The organism is Synechococcus sp. BSA11S (genome assembly GCF_014224355.1).
GTDB lineage: Bacteria > Cyanobacteriota > Cyanobacteriia > PCC-6307 > Cyanobiaceae > Regnicoccus_A.
Genome location: NZ_VNWP01000004.1, coordinates 166,570 through 187,596 on the forward strand (window position 1 = coordinate 166,570; position 21,027 = coordinate 187,596).

At 65.4% G+C, this 21,027-nt stretch carries 23 protein-coding genes; 15 read left to right on the top strand and 8 right to left on the bottom strand.

Annotated features, from left to right (window positions below):
• Positions 1-10 precede the first annotated feature (10 nt).
• Both FPZ61_RS05445 and FPZ61_RS05450 read right to left on the bottom strand, forming a co-directional pair.
• Positions 11-910 (bottom strand): Tab2/Atab2 family RNA-binding protein, encoded by a 900-nt coding sequence (locus FPZ61_RS05445; protein WP_185465313.1) that lies wholly within the window; start codon positions 908-910, stop codon positions 11-13.
• A complete protein-coding gene (locus tag FPZ61_RS05450; RefSeq protein WP_185465314.1) occupies positions 907-2,193 on the bottom strand; it encodes a S1 RNA-binding domain-containing protein in 1,287 nt (428 codons plus the stop codon). Before FPZ61_RS05450 ends, FPZ61_RS05445 begins: the two co-directional genes overlap by 4 nt.
• 52 nt (positions 2,194-2,245) lie before the next feature.
• Between FPZ61_RS05450 and FPZ61_RS05455 the strand changes: the two genes are divergently transcribed.
• The 6 genes from FPZ61_RS05455 (at position 2,246) to folE (ending at position 7,518) form a co-directional block, all read left to right on the top strand.
• A complete protein-coding gene (locus FPZ61_RS05455; RefSeq protein ID WP_185465315.1) occupies positions 2,246-3,040 on the top strand; it encodes a creatininase family protein in 795 nt (264 codons plus the stop codon).
• Between the two features lie 58 nt (positions 3,041-3,098).
• Entirely contained in the window at positions 3,099-3,839 is a 741-nt protein-coding gene (locus tag FPZ61_RS05460) for an aldehyde oxygenase (deformylating) (RefSeq protein ID WP_185465316.1), read from the top strand.
• Between the two features lie 86 nt (positions 3,840-3,925).
• On the top strand, positions 3,926-4,972 hold the full coding sequence (locus tag FPZ61_RS05465) for a long-chain acyl-[acyl-carrier-protein] reductase (protein ID WP_185465317.1): 1,047 nt from the start codon (positions 3,926-3,928) through the stop codon (positions 4,970-4,972).
• A gap of 70 nt (positions 4,973-5,042) precedes the next feature.
• On the top strand, positions 5,043-6,032 hold the full coding sequence (locus FPZ61_RS05470) for an acetyl-CoA carboxylase carboxyltransferase subunit alpha (RefSeq protein ID WP_185465318.1): 990 nt from the start codon (positions 5,043-5,045) through the stop codon (positions 6,030-6,032).
• A gap of 24 nt (positions 6,033-6,056) precedes the next feature.
• Entirely contained in the window at positions 6,057-6,767 is a 711-nt protein-coding gene (locus tag FPZ61_RS05475) for an SDR family oxidoreductase (protein ID WP_185465319.1), read from the top strand.
• A 7-nt stretch (positions 6,768-6,774) separates the two neighbouring features.
• A complete protein-coding gene (gene folE / locus FPZ61_RS05480) occupies positions 6,775-7,518 on the top strand; it encodes a GTP cyclohydrolase I (protein ID WP_185465320.1) in 744 nt (247 codons plus the stop codon).
• A gap of 12 nt (positions 7,519-7,530) precedes the next feature.
• On the opposite strand, the gene FPZ61_RS05485 is transcribed toward folE, so the two are convergent.
• The gene (locus FPZ61_RS05485; RefSeq protein WP_370593381.1) at positions 7,531-8,181 is read right to left on the bottom strand and encodes a phosphoribosylanthranilate isomerase; all 651 of its coding nucleotides are present in this window, start codon (positions 8,179-8,181) and stop codon (positions 7,531-7,533) included.
• Between the two features lie 82 nt (positions 8,182-8,263).
• On the opposite strand from FPZ61_RS05485, the gene FPZ61_RS05490 reads away from it, so the two are divergent.
• Positions 8,264-9,490 carry a site-2 protease family protein gene (locus tag FPZ61_RS05490; protein ID WP_185465322.1) on the top strand — a complete coding sequence of 409 codons (1,227 nt, stop codon included), beginning with the start codon at positions 8,264-8,266 and terminating at the stop codon, positions 9,488-9,490.
• Here the strand turns inward: FPZ61_RS05490 and FPZ61_RS05495 are convergent.
• Complete coding sequence (locus FPZ61_RS05495; protein WP_370593382.1) at positions 9,427-10,275, bottom strand: biotin/lipoate A/B protein ligase family protein; 849 nt, start codon at positions 10,273-10,275, stop codon at positions 9,427-9,429. The two genes, FPZ61_RS05490 and FPZ61_RS05495, sit on opposite strands and share 64 nt — an antisense overlap.
• 26 nt (positions 10,276-10,301) lie before the next feature.
• On the opposite strand from FPZ61_RS05495, the gene FPZ61_RS05500 reads away from it, so the two are divergent.
• Positions 10,302-11,063 (top strand): sulfite exporter TauE/SafE family protein, encoded by a 762-nt coding sequence (locus tag FPZ61_RS05500; RefSeq protein ID WP_185465323.1) that lies wholly within the window; start codon positions 10,302-10,304, stop codon positions 11,061-11,063.
• Here the strand turns inward: FPZ61_RS05500 and FPZ61_RS05505 are convergent.
• The gene (locus FPZ61_RS05505) at positions 11,044-11,535 is read right to left on the bottom strand and encodes a CRR6 family NdhI maturation factor (RefSeq protein ID WP_185465324.1); all 492 of its coding nucleotides are present in this window, start codon (positions 11,533-11,535) and stop codon (positions 11,044-11,046) included. The two genes, FPZ61_RS05500 and FPZ61_RS05505, sit on opposite strands and share 20 nt — an antisense overlap.
• An 89-nt stretch (positions 11,536-11,624) precedes the next feature.
• On the opposite strand from FPZ61_RS05505, the gene psaM reads away from it, so the two are divergent.
• The 5 genes from psaM (at position 11,625) to FPZ61_RS05530 (ending at position 14,844) form a co-directional block, all read left to right on the top strand.
• Positions 11,625-11,729 (top strand): photosystem I reaction center subunit XII, encoded by a 105-nt coding sequence (gene psaM, locus FPZ61_RS05510; protein WP_185465391.1) that lies wholly within the window; start codon positions 11,625-11,627, stop codon positions 11,727-11,729.
• Between the two features lie 184 nt (positions 11,730-11,913).
• On the top strand, positions 11,914-12,312 hold the full coding sequence (locus tag FPZ61_RS05515; RefSeq protein ID WP_185465325.1) for a hypothetical protein: 399 nt from the start codon (positions 11,914-11,916) through the stop codon (positions 12,310-12,312).
• Positions 12,313-12,430: 118 nt separating this feature from the next.
• The gene (locus tag FPZ61_RS05520; RefSeq protein ID WP_185465326.1) at positions 12,431-13,426 is read left to right on the top strand and encodes a protochlorophyllide reductase; all 996 of its coding nucleotides are present in this window, start codon (positions 12,431-12,433) and stop codon (positions 13,424-13,426) included.
• A 16-nt stretch (positions 13,427-13,442) separates the two neighbouring features.
• Positions 13,443-13,952 carry a hypothetical protein gene (locus FPZ61_RS05525; RefSeq protein ID WP_255441392.1) on the top strand — a complete coding sequence of 170 codons (510 nt, stop codon included), beginning with the start codon at positions 13,443-13,445 and terminating at the stop codon, positions 13,950-13,952.
• Between the two features lie 4 nt (positions 13,953-13,956).
• Positions 13,957-14,844, top strand: coding sequence for a hypothetical protein (locus FPZ61_RS05530; RefSeq protein WP_185465328.1), 888 nt, complete (start codon positions 13,957-13,959; stop codon positions 14,842-14,844).
• A gap of 23 nt (positions 14,845-14,867) precedes the next feature.
• Here FPZ61_RS05530 and bchL read toward each other — a convergent pair whose 3' ends face one another.
• The 3 genes from bchL to FPZ61_RS05545 form a co-directional block, all read right to left on the bottom strand.
• On the bottom strand, positions 14,868-15,794 hold the full coding sequence (gene bchL, locus FPZ61_RS05535) for a ferredoxin:protochlorophyllide reductase (ATP-dependent) iron-sulfur ATP-binding protein (protein WP_255441393.1): 927 nt from the start codon (positions 15,792-15,794) through the stop codon (positions 14,868-14,870).
• A 293-nt stretch (positions 15,795-16,087) separates the two neighbouring features.
• Positions 16,088-17,692, bottom strand: a complete 1,605-nt coding sequence (locus tag FPZ61_RS05540) for a ferredoxin:protochlorophyllide reductase (ATP-dependent) subunit B (protein WP_185465329.1) — start codon at positions 17,690-17,692, stop codon at positions 16,088-16,090.
• A complete protein-coding gene (locus tag FPZ61_RS05545) occupies positions 17,683-18,936 on the bottom strand; it encodes a ferredoxin:protochlorophyllide reductase (ATP-dependent) subunit N (protein WP_185474764.1) in 1,254 nt (417 codons plus the stop codon). The genes FPZ61_RS05540 and FPZ61_RS05545 overlap by 10 nt, the downstream gene beginning before the upstream one ends.
• A gap of 268 nt (positions 18,937-19,204) precedes the next feature.
• Between FPZ61_RS05545 and FPZ61_RS05550 the strand changes: the two genes are divergently transcribed.
• A complete protein-coding gene (locus FPZ61_RS05550) occupies positions 19,205-19,516 on the top strand; it encodes a BMC domain-containing protein (protein ID WP_035828781.1) in 312 nt (103 codons plus the stop codon).
• A 70-nt stretch (positions 19,517-19,586) separates the two neighbouring features.
• The gene (locus FPZ61_RS05555) at positions 19,587-20,999 is read left to right on the top strand and encodes a form I ribulose bisphosphate carboxylase large subunit (protein ID WP_185465331.1); all 1,413 of its coding nucleotides are present in this window, start codon (positions 19,587-19,589) and stop codon (positions 20,997-20,999) included.
• The last annotated feature ends 28 nt before the right edge of the window (positions 21,000-21,027 follow it).

A 21,027-nucleotide genomic window follows, 5' to 3' on the forward strand; every position in this document is an offset into this window, starting at 1 on the left:
TTCAGGGGCCTCAGAACGTCGGCAGGTCGCGCAGCAGCCAGAAGCCATCGAACCGCTGCGACTGCGCATCGCTCTGCACGGCGATGAACTGGAGACCGGAGGCGGCCTCGCGCGCGGCGGCGAAGGCTTCGCTCACCTCGCTCGCCTCAGGCTCCGCCAGGGTGTCCAGCCGCCAACGGTCCTCCAGGCCGGCTTCGAGCACGAGGCTGGTGCCGTCCATCTCCAGGCGGGCGGGCTCGAGACCCGCGAACCAGCCGGCGATGGCCAGGGAACGGCTGCGGCTGAACAGGCGAAGGCCTGGCACCATCAGCTCATCGGAGAGCTGATCGGGCAGAGGAAAGAGCCCTTCAAAACCGATCTCCCAGTCGGAGGCTTCCCGCAGGGCGCCGAGGGGCAGGGAGGCCCAGGCCCAGGAATCTCCCCGTGCCGCCTCCGGCAGGGGCAGGGGCAACGAACGCATCGGCTGGGGCGGCGGTGCCAGGGGGCCGGCCATGTAACCCTCCTCGGCGGGGTAAACCTCCCGTTCCCGCTCAATCAGCCATTCAGCCAGGGCATAACAGCGACGGCTGGGGATGACTTCCAGCCCAACGGCTTCGGCAGCGCGCTGCACCATGGTGCGCATCGTGGCCCGCCAGCAACGCAGCCGGCGGGGTGGACCCAGGCCCTGCTCCTCAGCTGCCGCCAGCGCCTCGTTGAGGGCCCCCTGAAGCCACACTGAATTGACCGTGCTGGCCGGACAGTTCTTCGCCCAGCGAAACCGGGGTTGACCGGCGGCGTTGGACGGGGTGGCGGTGATCAGCAGATCCCAGCGCTTCTTGCCATCGGGCTCGAGCACGGGACGGGAATAGAAGTCCAGTTCCCAGTCGAGGGAGAGCCTGGCTTCGGCAGCAGCGTGGGCGATCGAACTCATCCTGCGTCCTGCTCCTGCTGACGCAGGACCGTGCGGGCCCGGTTGGCCCTGTCTTCCGCTTCAGCCATCACGGTCTCCTTGGCGGTGAGCAGCTCACCGGGCTGCGACTCGAGCAGGGCTGTGTTCAGGGCAATCCGGCCCCGGGATGGATCGATCTGGGTGACCAGTGCCTTGAGCCGCTCTCCCTGGCTGAAGACGGTGCGAATGTCGCGCAGATGGGTGCCTGTGATCGAGGACTGGTGCAGCAGACCGCTGACACCTCCGAGATCCACGAAGAATCCGTAGGGCTTGACCGACACGACCTGACCATCCACCAGCTGACCCACCTGCAGTTCCGCCAGCAGGGAGGCGCTGGCGGCACGCTTCTCGGAGAGCACCAGCTTGCGGGTTTCGGCATTGACCTCAAGAAAGGCCACGGCGAAGCTTGTCCCGACCAGCTCCTCGTGGTTCTCCCCGTTCTGAAGCTGGGAGCGAGGAATGAACCCCCTCAGGCCCTCCAGGTCACAGGTGACACCGCCGCGGTTGAACCCGCTCACCTTGACCTGCACCACCTTGCCATCGGCCTCCAGCTGCTTCACCTTCTCCCAGCTCTGGCGCAGGGCCAGGGCCCGGGCACTGATGGTGACCATGCCGTCGGCGTTCTGCTCGCGGGTGACCAGCACCTCCACCGGCTGCCCCTTGGGGAAGCGCTCCTTGATGTTGCTGATCACTCCGAGGCCTGCCTCGGCCTTGGGCATGAAACCCGGCGCCTTGCCGCCGATGTCCACGTACACCCCATCACTCTCAACGCTGATCACCGTGCCGGTGACCACATCACCGGTGGCTCCCACCGGCTCGTTCTCATCCAGCGCCGCCAGGAACGCGTCCTCGTCGAAGTCGAAATCGTCGACGGTGCGGGCGGGCCTGGAGGCGCCGGATTCGGAAGTGGCCGGGCGGCTGGAGCGCCCCCGGCGGGGTGGGCCATCGGCTGCGCCCAGCAGATCAGCCATGGTCATGCCCTCGAGGCTGGCCGTTTCGAATCGGTCGTCATCACCGGCACGCGCTCCGGCGGCCTCGGGGGGTGAAACCGGCCTGGACGCTTCCGGAGACACGGCCCGTGCGGGCGCATCGACTCCGGCCTGAGCGGAGGAGCCCGCTGGGGGGTTCTGCTCCTCGCCTTCCTCCTCCTTGCGGCTGATGTACATCAACTGGGGAGGCTTGCGCAACGGCGGCTCGACCCTCGTGGGGGCCTGCGGATTCGGCCGGGGGGCGGAGGGTGGAACGGGACGCTGCGATCCAGCCATGGCCCAGGGTGAACGGACAGCACCACACTGTAAGGATCAACCCGAGGAGTCGATGGGAGCATTCCCCAAGCACGCCCTGGATTCCCTGAACTGGATGGCGGCCAGGGAAGCGGCCTCCAGGCCAGGCAGCACGGTGATCTGGCCATTCGGCGCTGTGGAGCAGCATGGTCCCCATCTGCCCCTGGGCACCGATGCTCTCTTCGCCGAAGAGGTGCTGCAGTCGGTCCTGGAGCGGTTGCCCCAGGAGTTGCCGATCTGGCGACTGCCCCTGTTTCAGCTCGGATTTTCACCTGAGCACGGGGCCTTCCCGGGCACCCTCAGCCTGCCGGCGGAGGTGCTGCTGCAGGTGGTGATGTCCGTGGGGGCCGATCTGGCCAGGGCAGGCTTCCAGCGCCTGGTGCTTTTCAACGCCCACGGTGGGCAGATCGCGCTGCTGCAGGTGGCAGCCCGCCAGTTGCGGGCCGCCCATCCCCGCCTGGCGGTGATGCCCTGCTTCCTCTGGAGCGGTCCTCCGGGAGTGAGTGCGCTGGTGCCGGAACCGGAACGAAGCGAAGGGCTGCATGCGGCCCTTGCTGAAACGAGCCTGATGCTGCATCTGGCCCCTGAACTGGTGGGACCCGAGCGGCCCCGGGAGGGTCACCCTGACCCAGCCCCCCCGCCGGGCTGGAGCCTGGAGGGAGCTGTTCCGAACGCCTGGTTGACCGCCGACCTCTCCGCCGGTGGCGTCGTCGGCGACGCCACCGGCGCCGACGCGGCCCTGGGGGAGGCCCTGTTCACCCGCCTGGTTGACGGCTGGGTTGCGCTGCTGGGCGATCTGCTCTCCAGCTCCTGGCCGCCGCGCTCATGAACCAACTCCGGCCAGACTGGTTACAGTCGCCCTCACCCATGTCTTCACAGGCGACGCCATGCCCAGCCTCGACACCCCCCTGGCCGCCACCGCAACAGCCACCCCCGGCGGAGAGGAGCTCGGTCTGGATTTGCCTGATTTCAGCAGCAGCCTCTACAAAGACGCCTACAGCCGCATCAACGCGATCGTGATCGAGGGCGAGCAGGAGGCCCACGACAACTACATCTCCCTCGGCAGCCTGATTCCGGATCAGGCTGAGGAGCTGGCCCGGCTGGCCCGCATGGAGCTCAAGCACAAGAAGGGATTCACAGCCTGCGCGAACAACCTTTCGGTCACGGCCGACATGGAGTTCGCCAGGGAGTTCTTCTCACCCCTGCATGGCAACTTCCAGACGGCTCTGGCCGAGGGAAAGGTGGTGACCTGCCTGCTGATCCAGGCCATCCTGATCGAAGCCTTCGCCATCTCCGCCTACCACATCTACATTCCCGTGGCTGATCCCTTCGCCCGCAAGATCACCGAGGGCGTTGTCAAGGATGAGTACACCCACCTCAATTATGGCCAGGAATGGTTGAAGGCCAATCTCGAGGCGTCCCGCGAGGAGCTGGAGCAGGCCAATCGGGCGAACCTTCCCCTCGTGCGCAAGATGCTTGAGCAGGTCGCGGGCGACGCCGCCGTGCTCCACATGGATCAGGAAGATCTGATGGCCGACTTCATGACCTCCTACCAGGAGGCCCTCACCGACATCGGCTTCACCCCACGAGAAATCGCCCGCATGGCCACGGCTGCCCTGCTCGGCTGAGAGGCTGGGGCCCGAAGCACACCCTGGAGCCATGGCAGGATGTGTCGACGGCCACAGCCGCCTCCTCTCCGCCCCGCCCCAGCTGCATGTTCGGTTTGATCGGTCACTCAACGAGCCTTGAGCAGGCTCGGAGCAAGGCTCGTGATCTGGGTTTCCCCGAATATGCCGATGGCGATCTCGACCTCTGGTGCGTGGCTCCACCTCAGCTGGTGGAGACGGTCAGCATCACCAGCCTCACGGGTCAAACCATCGAGGGCGCCTACATCGATTCGGTGTTCGTTCCCGAGATGCTCAGCCGCTTCAAGACGGCCCGTCGCAAGGTGCTCAGCGCCATGGATCTTGCCCAGAAAAGCGGAATCGACATCACCGCACTGGGGGGGTTCACCTCGATCATTTTCGAGAACTTCAACCTGCTCAAGGCCCAGCAGATCCGCAGCACTTCTCTGGACTGGGAGCGTTTCACCACGGGTAACACCCATACCGCCTGGGTGATCACCCAGCAGGTGGAGACCAATGCCCCCGAGCTCGGTATCGAGCTGAGCCGGGCCAAAGTGGCTGTGGTGGGAGCCACCGGCGACATCGGCAGTGCCGTCTGCCGCTGGCTCAGCCGCAACACAGGCGTTGGCGAGCTGCTGCTGGTGGCACGCCAGCAGCAGCCTCTGCTCGACCTGCAGACCGAACTTGGAGAAGGTCGCATTCTCAGCCTCGAAGAGGCACTGCCCGAGGCTGATGTGGTGGTGTGGGTGGCCAGCCTGCCCCAGGGCCTGGCGATCGACCCGGCCAGTCTGAAGAAGCCCTGCCTGATGATCGATGGTGGCTATCCAAAGAATCTGGACGCCAAGGTGGCCGGCGGCGGCGTGCATGTGATCAAGGGAGGAATCGTTGAGTTCTGGCAGGACATCGGTTGGCAGATGATGGAGGTGGCCGAAATGGACAATCCCCAGCGTCAGCTGTTTGCCTGTTTCGCTGAAGCGATGCTGTTGGACTTCGAGGGGCTTCACACCAATTTCAGCTGGGGTCGCAACAACATCAGTCTGGACAACATGGAGCTGATCGGTGCCGCGTCCCTCCGTCATGGCTTCCGTTCGATCGGGCTGAATCAGGTTCAGCTCAGGCAACTGGCGGCCGCGTGACGACCACTTGCAGGCGAGGAGGCCTGCGCGACCCACGCTGATCCGCCCTGAGCCAACCCCATTGATCGTCATGGTCCGCCGTCCATTGCTTGAGTTTGAAAAGCCCCTGGTGGAACTGGAGGATCAGATCGAGCAGATCCGCCAGCTCGCCAAGGATTCGGAGGTGGATGTGAGTCAGCAGTTGCTGCAGCTGGAAACCCTGGCGGCCCGTCGGCGGGAGGAGATTTTCAACTCTCTCACCCCCGCCCAGAAAATTCAGGTGGCCCGCCATCCCCAGCGGCCCAGCACTCTGGATTACATCCAGGTGATCACCGATGAATGGTTCGAATTGCACGGGGATCGTCGGGGTTCCGATGATCAGGCCCTGGTGGGCGGCATCGGCCGCATCGGCGACCGGGGCGTCGTTCTGATCGGCCATCAGAAGGGGCGCGACACCAAAGAGAATGTGGCCAGGAATTTCGGCATGGCCTCTCCTGGGGGGTATCGCAAGGCTCTGCGCTTGATGGAGCACGCCGACCGCTTCCGGCTGCCGATCCTCTGCTTCATCGACACCCCCGGCGCCTACGCCGGCGTCCTGGCCGAAGAGCAGGGGCAGGGGGAGGCCATCGCCGTCAACCTGCGTGAGATGTTCAGCCTCAGGGTTCCGGTGATCGCCACAGTGATCGGTGAGGGTGGCTCCGGCGGTGCCCTCGGCATCGGTGTCGCTGACCGGTTGCTGATGTTCGAGCACAGCGTCTACACCGTGGCCAGTCCCGAAGCCTGTGCCTCGATCCTGTGGCGCGATGCGGCCAAGGCCCCCGCCGCCGCTGCCGCCCTGCGCATCACCGCCAACGACCTGCTTCAACTTGGGGTGATCGACGCCGTCCTGAGTGAACCCTCCGGCGGCAACCACTGGGCACCGCTCCAGGCCGCCGAGACCCTGCAGGCGGCCCTGTTGCAGCAGCTGCAGGACCTCGGCGAGCTCAGCGAGGCTGAACTGCTGGAACAGCGCTATGCCAAGTTCCGGCGCATGGGGAGAATCCTGGATCCAGAGGCCACAGAATTCTCGCCGAACCCTTAAGGTTCCTTTCGATATGGATTCTGTTTGGCTTCAGCTCTGATCACCGGCGCATCCAGGGGCATCGGAGCTGCCGCCGCCAGACGTTTTGCGGCGGCTGGCTGGGATCTTCTCCTTCTGGCTCGCTCCATCCCTGATCTGGAGCGCGTGGCTGAACCCCTGCGGGCCTCCGGCAGGCGGGTGGAATGCGCAAGCGCTGATCTCTCCGATCCCGCCGGCATTCCAGACCGCCTGGCTGATCTGCTGGGCCGCGGACTCCAGCCCACGGTGGTGATCAACAATGCCGGAGCCGCCTTCACGGGTGAACTGGCCGGGATGGACCTGGAGTCGTGGCAGTGGTTGCTCCAGCTCAACCTCACCAGCGTGTTCCAGGTCTGCCAGGCCGTCCTGCCAGGGTTACGCCGACAGCCGTCGAGCCTGATCATCAACGTGAGCAGCCATGCCGCGCGCAATGCCTTCCCTGAATGGGGGGCGTATTGCACCACCAAAGCGGCGCTGGAGTCCTTCAGCCGATGCCTCGCCGTGGAGGAACGCAGCCATGGCATTCGCGTCTCCACCCTCACCCTCGGAGCGGTGGACACACCCCTCTGGGTGACGAAAACCGTCCACAGTTCCTTCGATCGCCGTGCCATGCTTGACGCCGATCAAGCCGCGGAAGCCTTGCTGTTCCTTGCTCAGCAGCCTCCGTCCCAGGTGGTGGAGGACCTGACCCTCATGCCCGCCACTGGCGCTTTCTGAGTCTTTCATGACATCCACCATCCCTTCCACCCCCCGGTCCAGGCCGATCACACCCGAGGCGGCCCCAGGCCCTGTCAGCGCGCGCATTCGCGAGCGCCTGCAGCAGGCAGGTGTCTCTTTCTTCGCCAACGACAACCTCGCTGATCACCTGCTCGATGGCGAGCTTGATCAGCTTGAGATCGAGGTGGCTGGAAAAGTGCGGGAGATGCTCCGCAGCCTTGTGATCGACATCGACAACGACCACAACACCGAAGAGACAGCCGAGCGCGTGGCTCGCATGTATCTGCACGAGGTGTTCAAGGGTCGTTACCATCACCAGCCGAAGATCGCCAGCTTTCCCAACGTCAAGAAGCTGGATGAGATTTACACTGTTGGCCCGATCAGCGTCCGATCGGCTTGTTCCCATCACCTCGTGCCGATCCTGGGCAACTGCTGGATTGGTATCAAGCCAGGAGATCGTGTGATCGGGCTTTCCAAGTTCGCCAGGGTTGCCGACTGGGTGTTTTCACGTCCCCACATCCAGGAGGAGGCCGTGATGATTCTCGCCGATGAGATCGAGCGACTTTGCAAGCCCCAGGGTCTGGCCATTCTTGTCAAGGCTCAGCACTACTGCATGAAGTGGCGAGGGGTCAAAGAACCCCAGACCAGCATGGTGAACTCTGTTGTACGTGGAGATTTCCGCCACGACCCCAGCCTCAAGCAGGAATTCTTTGAGCTGGTGAAACAACAGGAGGCGGTGCTCAGCACCTGAGTTCAGCCAGCTTCAGCTGCTGCATCCCTTCACCACCTCCACCAGAGCGCGCACCTGATTGAGGTCCTTCTCTCCAGGTGTGCTCTCCACCCCACTCGACACATCCAGGCCATCCGGTTGAAAGGCCTTCAGCAGGGCCGCTGCATTCGCGGGCCCCACACCTCCAGCCAACCACCAAGGCAACCCGGGTTTGAATCCGGCCAGCCAGGCGGTTGGAATCTGCTGTCCGCTGCCTCCCAGCTGGTGGGGAACCCAGGCATCCAGCAGCACCGCGTCCACCACCCCGGCGTAGTCCTCCACCCGCTTGAGATCCTCCGGGCAACGAATCCGCAGCGCTTTCCAGATCTCACAGCCCGTCTGAGCCGCCAATTCCCTGCATCGCGAGGGGGATTCCCGCCCATGCAACTGCAGCACCTGGTGACCACGGGAGCCATCCAGCTGTGCGCCCAGCCCGTCTTCAGGATCAGCCACCACCAGCACCCCCCTGCAGCCCTCACGGCCGGCCGCCATGGCCTGGAACAGCTCAAGCCGCCGGTCGGGGGCCAGCCAACGCGGGGACGAGGACACCGCTATCACACCCACAGCATCGACGCCCAGGGCAGCCACAGCCTGGGCCTGGGCCGGGCGGCGCAGTCCGCAGATCTTCAAGCGGGGGGAAGGCACCACAGGGATGGCCGGGCCACCCTTTCTAGGATCGAAGTAACACCGCCCAGGACCTGCCTGGGCATCGGCAGGACGAGACCGCGTGGGTGAAGGTTGGCAGCTCCTCAAGATTCGCGGCATTCCCCTGCGCATCCATCCCAGCTGGTTTGTGATCCTCCTGCTGGCCACCCTGGGGTTCGAGCAGCAGTACGGACTGCAGCTGGCCGGACAGGCCTCGGCTGTCAGCCTCTGGCTGCTGGCCCTGGCCACGGCGTTGCTGCTGTTCGTCTCGGTGCTGCTGCATGAACTGGGCCATTCCCTGGTGGCCATCGCCCATGGGGTGAAGGTCCGCAGCATCACCCTGTTTCTGCTGGGTGGGGTGGCCAGTGTCGAGAAGGAATGTGCCACGGCGATGGCAGCCCTGCAGGTGGCCGCTGCCGGCCCCCTGGTCAGCCTGCTGCTGGCCGGTCTGTTGCTGGGCAGCAGCCATGCGGTGGCCCATGCCTCTCCGTTGCTGGGCGAAATGGTCAGCCAGCTCGGAGCCCTCAACCTGGTGCTGGCCCTGTTCAACCTTCTGCCAGGCCTTCCCCTCGATGGAGGCCTGATCGTCAAGGCGCTGGTGTGGCAGTGGACCGGCAGCCAGCGGCGCGGTGTTCAGGTGGCCGCCGCCATGGGGCGGTTTCTCTCCCTGATGGCCGTGGGCATGGGCACCCTTCTGCTGCTGCGGGGCGGCGGGATGGGAGCCTTCTGGTTGATTCTGCTGGGCTGGTTCGGACTGGGGGCCTCCAGGAACCAGATTCAGCTGCTGGCTCTGCAGAAGGCTCTCAAGGACCTGAAGGTCAGCGAGGCCTCCCGCCGCCGTTTCCGGGTTCTGGAGGGGGATGCGCCCCTGCGGGAACTCTCGCGGATCCGACGGGACGACAGCAACGGTCGTCCTGACTGGGTTCTGGTCTGTGAACGGGGTCGCTGGAGGGGGGTGATCAGCGACGATCCCCTGCAGGCTCTGCCGGTCCAGCGCTGGGATCAGGAGCGGGTGCTGGACCACATTGAGCCCCTTGCCACGCTTCCCAGCATTCAGGACGATGCGCCCCTCTGGCAGGCGGCCCTGAAGCTGGATGAGCCGGGGGTCGACCGTCTCCTGGTGATGGGCTCGGCGGGTCTGCCGAGCGGCACCCTCGAGCGACCGGAATTGTCGGAGGTGGTGCTGGCCCGCCTGGGCTTGCGGCTGCCACCGCCCCTGCTGGAGGCCGCCCGACGCCAGGGCACTTACCCCCTCGGTCTGGCGCTGGCCCAGGTGGCCCGCGGAATCGCCGAGAGTGGAGAGGGGTGATCCTGCTGCCCCCCAGCGGTTCCGCTCGAGAGGCGAAAACGGTGGCGACGGCGATCGATCGCCGCCCACTCCGCGGGCCGCAACGGCTCACACTCCAGCGACCCGCCGCCCAGGCCCGCGATCGCCGCACGCTGCAGCTGGTCGTTCAGAGCATCCGTGGCTGGCCGCTGTGAGGCTGAGGTGACCGGCGGATCGGAGCCGAACAGCTCCTGCCAGAGGCCAGCCGGCGGGTCGAGCAGCACGCTGCCGTGCTGCAACAGCTGGCGCCTGCGCCAGAGCTGGGCACTGCCCACCCGTTTCCGGCCATCGGCGCCCACCAGATCAGCGACGGTGCTGGTGGCGAAGCAGCTGGCAGCAGGCGCCGTGGCTCCGTCCTGGCCCGCGCAGAGCGTCAGACCCAGGGTTGCGAAAGCCTCCACCAGCCAGGCGGAGATCAGGGCATAGGCCTGCTGACGCTGGCGCGGGGGATCAGGCCAGACCAGGGCATAGGTGAGGCTGCCGGCATGGAGCACGGCGCCGCCGCCGCTGGGCCGTCGCACCAGGGCCAGGCGCCCCTGTCGCTCAGCGGTTCGCCAGGCCGGGGCCAGGCTGTGCTGGTGGTGGCCCAGCGAGAGGGTCGGCTCGCTCCAGGTGTAGAGGCGAAGCACAGCCTGACCGCCCTTGAGCAGCGACTGATCCAGCAGCCAGTCGTCGATCGCCATCTGCCAGTCACCCCGCAGACAGAGGGGGGGGATCCAGCGCCAACTGGGAGGGAAGCGGAAGTCAGCAGGGGATGCTGGTGCCACCAGGCGATCGCCGTTCAGATCAGATCATGTTGAGCGATCTGCTGGTGCTGGTGCCTCTGGGGGTGGTGGCCGGGCTGCTCTCGGGGCTGCTGGGGATCGGAGGTGGTCTGGTCTTCTCGCCGATGCTGCTGCTGGTAGGGCTCCCACCCCATCAGGCCCTGGCCACCAGCACCCTGGCGATCGTCCCCACCACCCTGGCGGGAAGCTGGGTGCATCTGCGCCAGGGTCGGGTGCAGGCGGCGCCTGGCCTGGCCATCGGCCTGAGTGCTGCCCTGAGCGGACTGTTGTTCAGCCGGCTTGGGGGACTGCTCAGCGGCTGGCAGCTGCTGGGCCTGCAGACCGTGATGTTCCTGGTCCTGACTCTGACGATCAGAGGGGGACAGGGCCCAGAGCAGGACTCACCGGCCGGACGAGTGCCCCCACTGGCCCTGGCCCTGGTGGGCAGCATGGCCGGCCTGGCTGGAGGGCTGCTGGGGGTCGGGGGTGGATTGCTGATGGTCCCGCTGATGATCAGCGGCCTGAGGCTGCCGGTGCGGGAGGCGATCCGCCTGAGCACCCTGGCGGTGCTCTGCTCCGCATCGGCTGCCTCGGTGACGTTTCTGCTCGAGGCCAGGGCCCAGGGGACCATGGCCCTCGTGCTCGGGGGCACAGCGGCGCTGGCAGCCCGTTGGTCGGCAGCCCGGTTGGATCGGGTACCGGAAACGCTTCTGGTGCTCCTGCTGCGCGGGCTCACCGGACTGCTGGCTCTCGACAGTGGACGGCGTGCCCTCAGCCTGCTGCTGGGCTGATTGGATCCCAGAAGCTGGGATCCAGCTCGAAACCAAGCACGGCGGCCATCTGGCCAAGACCCTGACGGCAGTTCAGGCCCCGCTCCTGGCTCCAGTGATCGAGCAGAAAGAAGCGGTGGGTGATCCAGAGCTCAAGGCTCTCCGGTGCAAAGCGAATCCCTTCGTTGCGGCTGAAGCCGTGGGGCAACAGCATCGCCACGTGGCGGCAGAGCTGGCCGCTGCTCCGGTCGAGCACCAGGGGAAGCCAGGGGTGAACAGCATCGGCCCTCAGGCTCCAGAGCCGCAGCTCGGGCAGTTCGGAGAGCTCGCGGGGATCTTCGGCCTCACGGGGCCAGTCGAATTCCAGGCCCAGCGATCCGGCGGAGGCGAGCAGTTCGCCTGGAGCGCACGTGCTCCAGGGTTGCAGAGGCGAGAGATCAAGGGCGCGGACACTCTGCGTGGACACGGAGAGGCTGGAAGGGGGGTGGGCCATCAAGAGCTGTGACAGCCCGATGCCATCAGGTGACTTCGGGCGGAGCGGAGCCGAACAATGGTGGCGACATCTGTTTCCCTTCGTTGGCCATGGTCACAACACTCAGCCAGGCAGAGGTTCTGATCGCCCTGGTGGTCGCCGCCCACGCAGGCATCCTGGCGGTTCGTCTCTGCGTCAGCCTCTACCGCGCCTGAATCCGGGGCTGGCCCTTGGCAGGTCCTCCACGAACTGCTAGAAGCGGGCCAGACGTTTTCCTTCCCTCCCTTGTCCGCCGCGCAGCAGCTCAGGCCTGTGTCCGCCCCAAGGCGCCGGACGGGATCCCGGCGACGGACTCCATCGCGACCCACCGCCGTAGCTCCCACCAGTGCCGCGGCGGCTGTGGCCATTCATCAGGGATCCACCGACCGGCAGGAGTTGCTCTGCAGCGTGATCGGCCTGAGCGTCAAGCTCGGCGTGACCTTGCTGGCCGGTCTCAGCCTGGTTCACCTGGCCAGTGCTTACCAGCAACGGCTCAACCAGCATGACGAACTGAGCGCCATTCTTCAGATTGAGCAAGCCAAGTTGCAGAAGGCTCAGAAGCGCTTTGATCAGCTCTTCATCACCAGCGGTGAGCAGCGATTGATCCGGGAACAGGACCAGTGGATCGCCCCCAACCGTCTGCGCGTGGTCTGGAATGAGCCAACCCAGACCAAGCCGGCACCGGCTGCCGCCAAGAGGCCTTTGATCAGCCAGGAGCCCTCTCAGTCCCAGGCTGGTACTCAACCTGCTGACCGTTGACACCGCTGGGTGCCGCTTCGGCACCTTCATCGTGTCCTTGTGTTGAACTTCGCTCCAGAGAAGGCATTGGCCCTGGGCCTTGTCCTTAGGTTGAGGCCTCCCGAACCGACGCGCCCCGATGGCGACAGCATCCAGCTCCGGCGACAGCAGCCGTGGCCAGAGCGGAACCGTGATGATCACCGGAGCCTCCTCCGGGGTTGGTCTGTACGCTGCCAAAGCCCTTGCCGCCCGTGGCTGGCATGTGGTGATGGCCTGCCGGGATGTGGAGAAGGCCAGAGCTGCCGCCCGCTCCCTGGCGATTCCCGACAGCTCCCTCACCCACCTGCAGGTGGACCTGGGTGATCTCGACAGTGTGCGTCGGCTGGTTGAGGCGTTCCACTCCACCGGACTCAGCCTCGATGCGCTGGTCTGCAACGCCGCTGTCTACAAACCGCGGCTGAAGGAACCCGAGCGCTCGCCCCAGGGTTATGAGATCTCGATGGCCACCAACCATTTCGGCCATTTTCTGTTGATTCATGCTCTGCTCGATGACCTGAAGAAGTCAGGACATCCGTCGCGCCGGCTGGTGATCCTGGGAACCGTCACAGCCAACTCCAGGGAACTGGGCGGCAAGATTCCGATCCCGGCCCCCGCCGATCTCGGCGACCTTTCGGGGTTCGAGGCAGGCTTCAAGGCGCCGATCAGCATGGCCAGCGGCAAGGCCTTCAAGCCCGGCAAGGCCTACAAGGACAGCAAGCTCTGCAACATGATCACCACCCAGGAGTTGCACCGCCGTCTGCACGACTCCACGGGGATCATCTTCAGCTCGCTCTATCCAGGCTGTGTGGCCGACACCCCCCTGTTCCGCAACACGCCGAAGGCCTTTCAGGCCATCTTCCCCTGGTTCCAGAAGACCATCACCGGCGGGTACGTGAGCCAGGAGCTGGCCGGTGAGCGGGTGGCCCAGGTGGTGGCCGATTCAGGCTTCGCCGTGTCGGGCGCCCACTGGAGCTGGGGCAACCGCCAGAAGAAAAACGGACAGCAGTTCATCCAGGAACTCTCCGAGAAGGCCAGCGATCCCGAAACTGCTGCGAAGACCTGGGACCTGTCGAAGAAACTCGTCGGTCTGGCCTGAGGAGGATCTGATGGTGATGCCCCGCCCATTTCGCTGGATTGTTGGTCTGTTGCTCGCCGGTGCGCTGCTGGTGGGGGGGGTGCTGCTCCTGCCCTTCGCCGACTGGCTGCCCGGAGGGACCGTCGCCGATCTGCCGTTGCAGCAGGTGGTGAACGGCTCCAACTTCAACCGGTTGTTTCCCCCCTCGGATCCCGACTTCCGGATCACGATGTCGCAGGAGAAGCGGGGGTTCAGTGAGGCGCGTCTGAAACAGGGCGACCAGGTCATCGCCCTGCTGGCCATCTCCGACACGATCACCGCTCCTGAAGCCCGAGCCAAGTTCGATCAGGCCAAGCAAGAGCTGGAGGGGTGGCCCCTGGTGGAGCAGGGGCCCCATGCCAGTGCACTATTGGTGGCCGATCGCTTCCAGGTGAAGGTGATCGAGCAGGGCAGCGCCCTCGATGCTGACCATCGTCACAGCCTCCTTGAAGACTTTGATCTCCAGGGACTGGCCTCTCTCGGCTCGCCATCCCTCCCCCGCAGCTGAGGCCATGGGCAGATCTGTTCTCACCCGTTTGGAGCGCCTGCCAAGGCGGGGCCTCACAGTGCTCTCACTCCAGGGACTGAGCCTGCTGGTGCCCGGTGGCTGGAGCAACACCACCAGCGCCGAGTCTCTGATCGCCGAAGTGATCGGCAGCCACGATCAGGCCCTGGTCGCTCAGGTGCGAGCCAGGGCCGATCAACTCAGCCGGGCACGTCATGAAGGTTATGGCCGGGCCCTGAGCGTCTATGACGCCGTGAATCGCTCTCAGCACGCCACCGCTGGCCTACGGGTGCTCGCAGGTGTGAGCGCCGGTGTCCCCTTGCTCAAGCGCCTCGCCGATCTCACCCCACCGGGGGACACGCTGCAGGCGGTGGACCTGGGACTGAAGGTTTCGGCCGAGCTGCTGGCTTTCACGCAGGTGAACGGCCTGCCTGGCGACAGCTTCTCGGACTTTGCGGCCGCTCTAGCTGATTACGGCTCTGAAGCAAGGCTGCGCATGGCCGCCATGGTCACATTTGATGGTCTGCTGCCACTCGGAGATCAGGCCCTGCGCCGCCTGGATGGACTGCTCGGGCAGGCGAGCACGACCCAGCTGCGCCAGCTCCCCGCCTACCGGCGCATGGCCGGCCTGATGCCCGGCCGCAACGATCAGGCCCACATGGGCTTCGTTCGCCGAGGGGTGGAGCAGTGGGTTGGCTGGGCCGAAGGCCTGGTGTCCCAGCTGGGCCTGAGCGGCCAGCGGGCCGTCCAGGCTCTGGAAACCACCCTGGGGCCCTGGCAGGGGCGAATGGATCAACTGGCGGTCTTCCTGGATGCCTTCACCGACACCTATGCCCACACAGGAGTCCAGGCCGTGGCCCGCCGCCTGGTGGAGCGGGCCGCCGCCGAGATCTGAGCCAGGATCGGCCCAGGCCGGGATCAGTCGAAACCGAGCAGGTCGAAGATCTCACGATCCTTGAGCGATTCGGCCTCAAGGGGCTCCACATCACTGAGCATCTTCTGCGCCAGGCTGAGATACTCCTGCTGGACGGCTTCCACCTCAGGACTCGGGTCCATCTCGAAGATCGTGCACTTCTTCAGGCGGGAGCGCCGGATCGCATCCACGGTCTTGAAGTGGGCCATGGTGCGCAGGCCGGTGCGGTCGTTGAAGCGGTCGATCTGATCAGTGTCTTCCGAACGATTGGCGATCACACCACCCAGCCGGACCTTGTAGTTCTTGGCTTTGGCGTTGATCGCCTGCATGATTCGATTCATCGCAAAGATCGAATCAAAGTCATTGGCGGTCACGATCAGGCAATAGTGGGCATGCTGCAGGGGCGCTGCGAAGCCACCACAGACCACATCGCCCAATACATCGAAGATCACCACGTCGGTGTCTTCAAGCAGATGGTGCTCCTTCAGCAGCTTCACCGTCTGTCCGGTGACGTAACCACCGCAACCGGTGCCGGCCGGTGGCCCACCGGATTCCACGCACATCACCCCGTTGAAGCCCTCAAACACGAAGTCTTCAGGACGCAATTCTTCAGTGTGGAAGTCTACTGTCTCGAGGATGTCAATCACCGTGGGCACCATCTTCTTGGTGAGGGTGAAGGTGCTGTCATGCTTGGGATCGCAACCGATCTGAAGCACGCGCTTGCCCAGCTTGGAGAACGCAGCAGAAAGATTGGAGGAGGTGGTGGACTTGCCGATGCCACCCTTGCCATAGACCGCAATCACCAGGGCTCCTTCCTCGATGTGCATCGAGGCGTCCTGATGGACCTGGAGGCTTCCTTCACCGTCCTCATGGCTGCCGGAGGCAGCCTTGGCGGGAGCTGTTGTCTGCTTGGGCGGCAGAGTTGTGGTCATAGTGCATCCTTGGCCGAGTCGACATCGGCATTGCCTTCATCAAAGTGCAGAAGCGGTGGCCGATGAAGGGGTCTTGGACAAACCGAAACATCACGACAATCAGGGTCTTGGAATGCTCACCCATCTCCAGTGATTCCTGTCCAGCATGGCTGCGCTGCCTGCACTCAGGCCCATGAGCGGGCCGCTCAAGCCGACCCATCTGAGTACAAAGACCTAGCTCGCTGGCCAACGCCAAGGATCTCAGGCCCGCTGGGCTCCTCTGGGATGGAGACGGGCATGGCAGCCGAACTCCCTCAGCGGCTGAAATGGGCCTTGGCTTCGTAGAGCGTTTCTTCAGTGATCTCAGACACGCCACGTTCACTGGCATAGGCCTCGGTGTTCCGCCGCACTTTCCCTCGAACAAAGAAAGGAATGCGCGAGAGTTCGGCCTCACCGGAAGCGGTCCAGCGCAGAGCTCCACCTTCGGGAGTGGCAGAGAGTGGCGTGACCTCCGGTGCCTCGTTGGGTTGATCGCCGACGGGCTGTTTCGTGGGGGCGGAGGCTCCCTCGAGATGGCTGAGGTGGCCATCGACGAATTCGAAATCGTGGCGGAACATGCCGATCAGATGTTCTTCCAGCCCCATCATCAAGGGGTGCACCCAGGAATCGAAGATCACATTCGCCCCCTCCCAACCCATCTGGGGGGCATAGCGGGCCGGCACATCCTGCACATGCAGGGGCGCACTGATCACGGCGCAGGGAATCCCCAGCCGCTTGGCGCTGTGGCGCTCCATCTGGGTACCGAGCACCAGTTCGGGAGCCGCCTGGGCCATGGCCTGCTCAACCTCAAGGTAGTCGTCGGAGATCAGAGCCTCGAGGCCCAGCTCCTTGGCGGCGGCGCGTACCTCCCGGGCCTGCTCGCGGCTGTAGCTCCCCAGCCCCACCACGGTGAAGCCCAGTTCCCGCGAGGCGATCCTGGCCGCCGCGATCGCATGGGTGGCGTCGGCGAAAATGAACACCCGCTTGCCGGTGAGGTAGGTGGAGTCCACCGACTTCGAGTACCAGGGCAGCCTGGAGCGCCGGTCGGCCTCCCGCAGTTCCGGCGGATCCAGGCCGAGCAGGGAGCAGAGCTCCCGCAGGAACTGGGCGGTGGCTCCGATCCCGATCGGAACGGTGCGCACCACCGGGGTCCCGAAATTGCGCTCCAGCCAGCTGCACAGCGGTCCGGCCACCTCCGGGTAGAGGCAGAGGTTGGCATCGGCCTGGGGCAGGCGCATCAGGTCGGACGGCCTGGCCCCCAGGGGTGCCACCACATTCACGTCGATGCCATGGTCGGCCAGCAGGCCCCGCAGTTCGCGCATGTCGTCGCGGCAGCGGAAGCCCAGCAGGGTCGGGCCCAGCAGGTTCACCCGTGGACGGCGCCCTTCCGCCCGCCAGCGCTCGGGCCCCGGCTTGTCCGCACCGGGAGCGGGAACCTGGTTCCGGAGCAGCCCGCGGCAGAGCTGGTAGAAGGTTTCGGCTGCCCCCCAGTTCTCCTTCTTGGAGTAGGCGGGCAACTCCAGGCTCACCACCGGCAGCCCCAGCCCCATGCCGCCAGCGAGGGAACCAGGTTGGTCCTGGATCAGCTCGGCGGTGCAGCTCTCCCCCACCAGCAGGGCCTCGGGTTGGAAGCGATCCACGGCCTGCTGAATCGACCGTTTCACCAGCTCGGCGGTGTCCCCGCCCAGGTCCCTGGCCTGGAAGGTGGTGTAGGTGACGGGGGGGCGACGATCCCGCCGCTCGATCATCGTGAACAGCAGATCGGCATAGGTGTCGCCCTGGGGCGCGTGCAGCACGTAGTGGACACCCTCCATCGAGGCAGCGATCCGCATGGCCCCCACATGGGGAGGGCCTTCGTAGGTCCAGAGGGTCAGTTCCATTGCAGCAACTCCCGGCGGTTGAGGGGGCGGGCGAACAGTTCAGCCAGATCGGCGGCCTGATCACAGCCGTGGATCGGGCTGAACACCAGCTCGATCGACCACTTGGTGGCGAAACCTTCGGCTTCGAGCGGGTTGGCCAGACCCATGCCACAGACGACCAGGTCGGGGCGGCTGGCGCGAACGCGCTCCAGCTGCTTCTCCACATCCTGGCCTTCGCTGAGCTGGGTGCCCTCCGGCAGCAGCGGCAACTCCTCGGCCATCAGCTGGCGGTCGAGGTAGGGGGTGCCCACCTCCACCAGCTCCATGCCGCACTCCCGATGCAGGAAGCGGGCCAGGGGGATTTCCAGCTGGGAGTCCGGCAGCAGGAACAGGCGCTTGCCTTCGAGCTTGCGGCGCAGGGGCTCCAGGGCGCGCCGGCCACGCTCCGCCAGGGGATCGAGCACCTCGGCCACGCGCTGGGGATCAAGGCCGAAGGCCGCTGCCGCCGCCGCCATCCAGGCGCAGCTGCCCTCCACCCCGAGCGGGTAGGGAGCGGCGATGCGCTGGGCGCCGCGGCGTTCCAGGGCCCTCACGGTGTCGGCCACGAAGGGCTGGGCCAGCAGCAGGCGGGTGCCCGGGCCCACCGGCGGCAGGGCTGTCGATTGGCGCGGCGGCAGGGGGCGCACCGTCTCGAGGCCCATGCGCGCGAACAGGGAGAGGGAACGCTCCTCCACCCCATCAGCCAGGGTGCCCACGATCAGCAGCTGGGGCTCAGCGCTGCTGGGGAGCAGCGGGACCAGGGAGGGCAGGGCGCCGTCCTCCCCCTGGGTGAAGGTGGTTTCGATGCCACTGCCGGAGTAGTTCACCACCCGCACCTGCCCCTGCATGCGGGTGTTGATGCGTTCGGCGGCCTTGGCCAGATCCAGCTTGATCACCTCCGATGGGCAGGAGCCCACCAGGAAGAGGGTGCGGATCTCGGGCCGCCTGGCCAGCAGATCCCCCACCACCCGGTCGAGTTCCTCGTTGGCATCCGCCAGGCCGGCCAGGTCACGTTCGCCCAGGATCGCTGTGCCGAAGCGGGGTTCAGCGAAGATCATCACCCCGGCCGCCGACTGGATCAGGTGGGCGCAGGTGCGGGACCCGACCACCAGAAAAAAGGCATCGGGCATGCGCCGATGCAGCCAGACGATCGAGGTGAGGCCGCAGAACACCTCCCGCTGTCCGCTTTCACGCAGCACGGGCGGCAGGGTGGACGTCAGGGCCATGGGCGGGAACCGGAGATCATTACGGACTAGCCACCCCGGCGACCGAAACCCGTCGCTGTTGACAAGTCTTCGGGAACCGCGGCGAGGCCGGCCAGAGGGGCCGCAAGCGGCTGCGTTACGGTCCTTAACACGTTCAGGCACCGATGAGCAGGGCTTATTGGGCTCCCTACACACGGTGATCGTTCAAAGCCCCCGAATCGCTTGACGGGGGGGTATGCCGCAGACCATGGTCCTTAGCGAACCTCCCCCCCCTTTTCAGGAGTAGGCAATGGCGAATGAAACCATGGGCATCGCCCTCGGCATGATCGAAACGCGTGGTCTCGTGCCGGCGATCGAAGCGGCCGACGCCATGACCAAGGCCGCCGAGGTGCGTCTGATCGGCCGTGAGTTCGTTGGCGGTGGCTACGTGACCGTTCTGGTCCGTGGAGAAACCGGTGCTGTGAACGCCGCCGTGCGTGCCGGTGCCGATGCCTGTGAGCGTGTTGGAGACGGCCTTGTCGCCGCCCATATCATCGCCCGCCCCCACCGTGAAGTGGAGCCGGCTCTGAACAGCAACTTCGGTCTGGGTTCCAAGGACTGAGATCTGACGCGCCCCTGAGGGAGCGCAGCACTCTCATCTTTCCCACCCGACCAACAAGGAGATTTTCCCCATGAGCAAGAAGTACGACGCTGGGGTCAAGGAGTACAGAGACACGTACTGGACTCCCGATTACGTCCCCCTGGACACCGACCTGCTGGCCTGCTTCAAGGTCACAGGCCAGGAAGGCGTCCCCAAGGAAGAAGTGGCCGCTGCCGTGGCTGCCGAATCGTCCACCGGCACCTGGTCCACCGTGTGGTCCGAGCTCCTCACCGACCTCGATTTCTACAAAGGCCGCTGCTACCGGATCGAAGACGTCCCCGGTGACAAGGAGTCGTTCTACGCCTTCATCGCCTACCCCCTTGATCTGTTCGAGGAAGGTTCGATCACCAACGTGCTCACCTCCCTGGTGGGCAACGTGTTCGGTTTCAAGGCCCTGCGTCACCTCCGTCTGGAAGACATCCGCTTCCCGATGGCCTTCATCAAGACCTGCCCCGGCCCGCCGAACGGCATCTGCGTCGAGCGTGACCGGATGAACAAGTACGGCCGTCCGCTGCTGGGCTGCACGATCAAGCCGAAGCTCGGCCTCTCGGGCAAGAACTACGGCCGGGTGGTCTACGAATGTCTGCGTGGCGGTCTCGACTTCACCAAGGACGACGAGAACATCAACTCCCAGCCGTTCCAGCGCTGGCAGAATCGCTTCGAGTTCGTCGCCGAAGCTGTGCAATCGGCCCAGGAAGAAACGGGCGAGAAGAAGGGGCACTACCTCAACTGCACCGCCTCCACGCCTGAGGAGATGTACGAGCGGGCTGAGTTCGCCAAGGAACTCGGTCAGCCGATCATCATGCACGACTACATCACCGGGGGCTTCACAGCCAACACCGGTCTGTCGAAGTGGTGCCGCAAGAACGGCATGCTTCTGCACATTCACCGTGCCATGCACGCGGTGATCGACCGTCACCCCAAGCACGGCATCCACTTCCGGGTGCTCGCCAAGTGCCTCCGCCTCTCCGGGGGCGACCAGCTGCACACCGGCACAGTGGTGGGCAAGCTCGAAGGTGATCGTCAGACCACCCTCGGCTTCATTGATCAGCTGCGTGAATCCTTCGTTCCCGAAGATCGCAGCCGCGGCAATTTCTTCGACCAGGACTGGGGTTCGATGCCCGGCGTCTTCGCTGTGGCTTCCGGCGGTATCCACGTGTGGCACATGCCCGCGCTTGTGGCGATCTTCGGTGACGATTCCGTTCTCCAGTTCGGTGGTGGCACCCACGGTCACCCCTGGGGCTCTGCCGCTGGTGCCGCTGCCAACCGCGTGGCCCTCGAAGCCTGCGTCAAGGCCCGCAACGCCGGTCGTGAGATCGAGAAGGAGAGCCGCGACATCCTGCTGGAAGCTGCCAAGCACAGCCCAGAGCTCGCCATCGCGCTCGAGACCTGGAAGGAGATCAAGTTCGAGTTCGACACCGTCGACAAACTCGACGTCAACTGATCGGGCCTGATGGCCGCCGGGGAGGGAG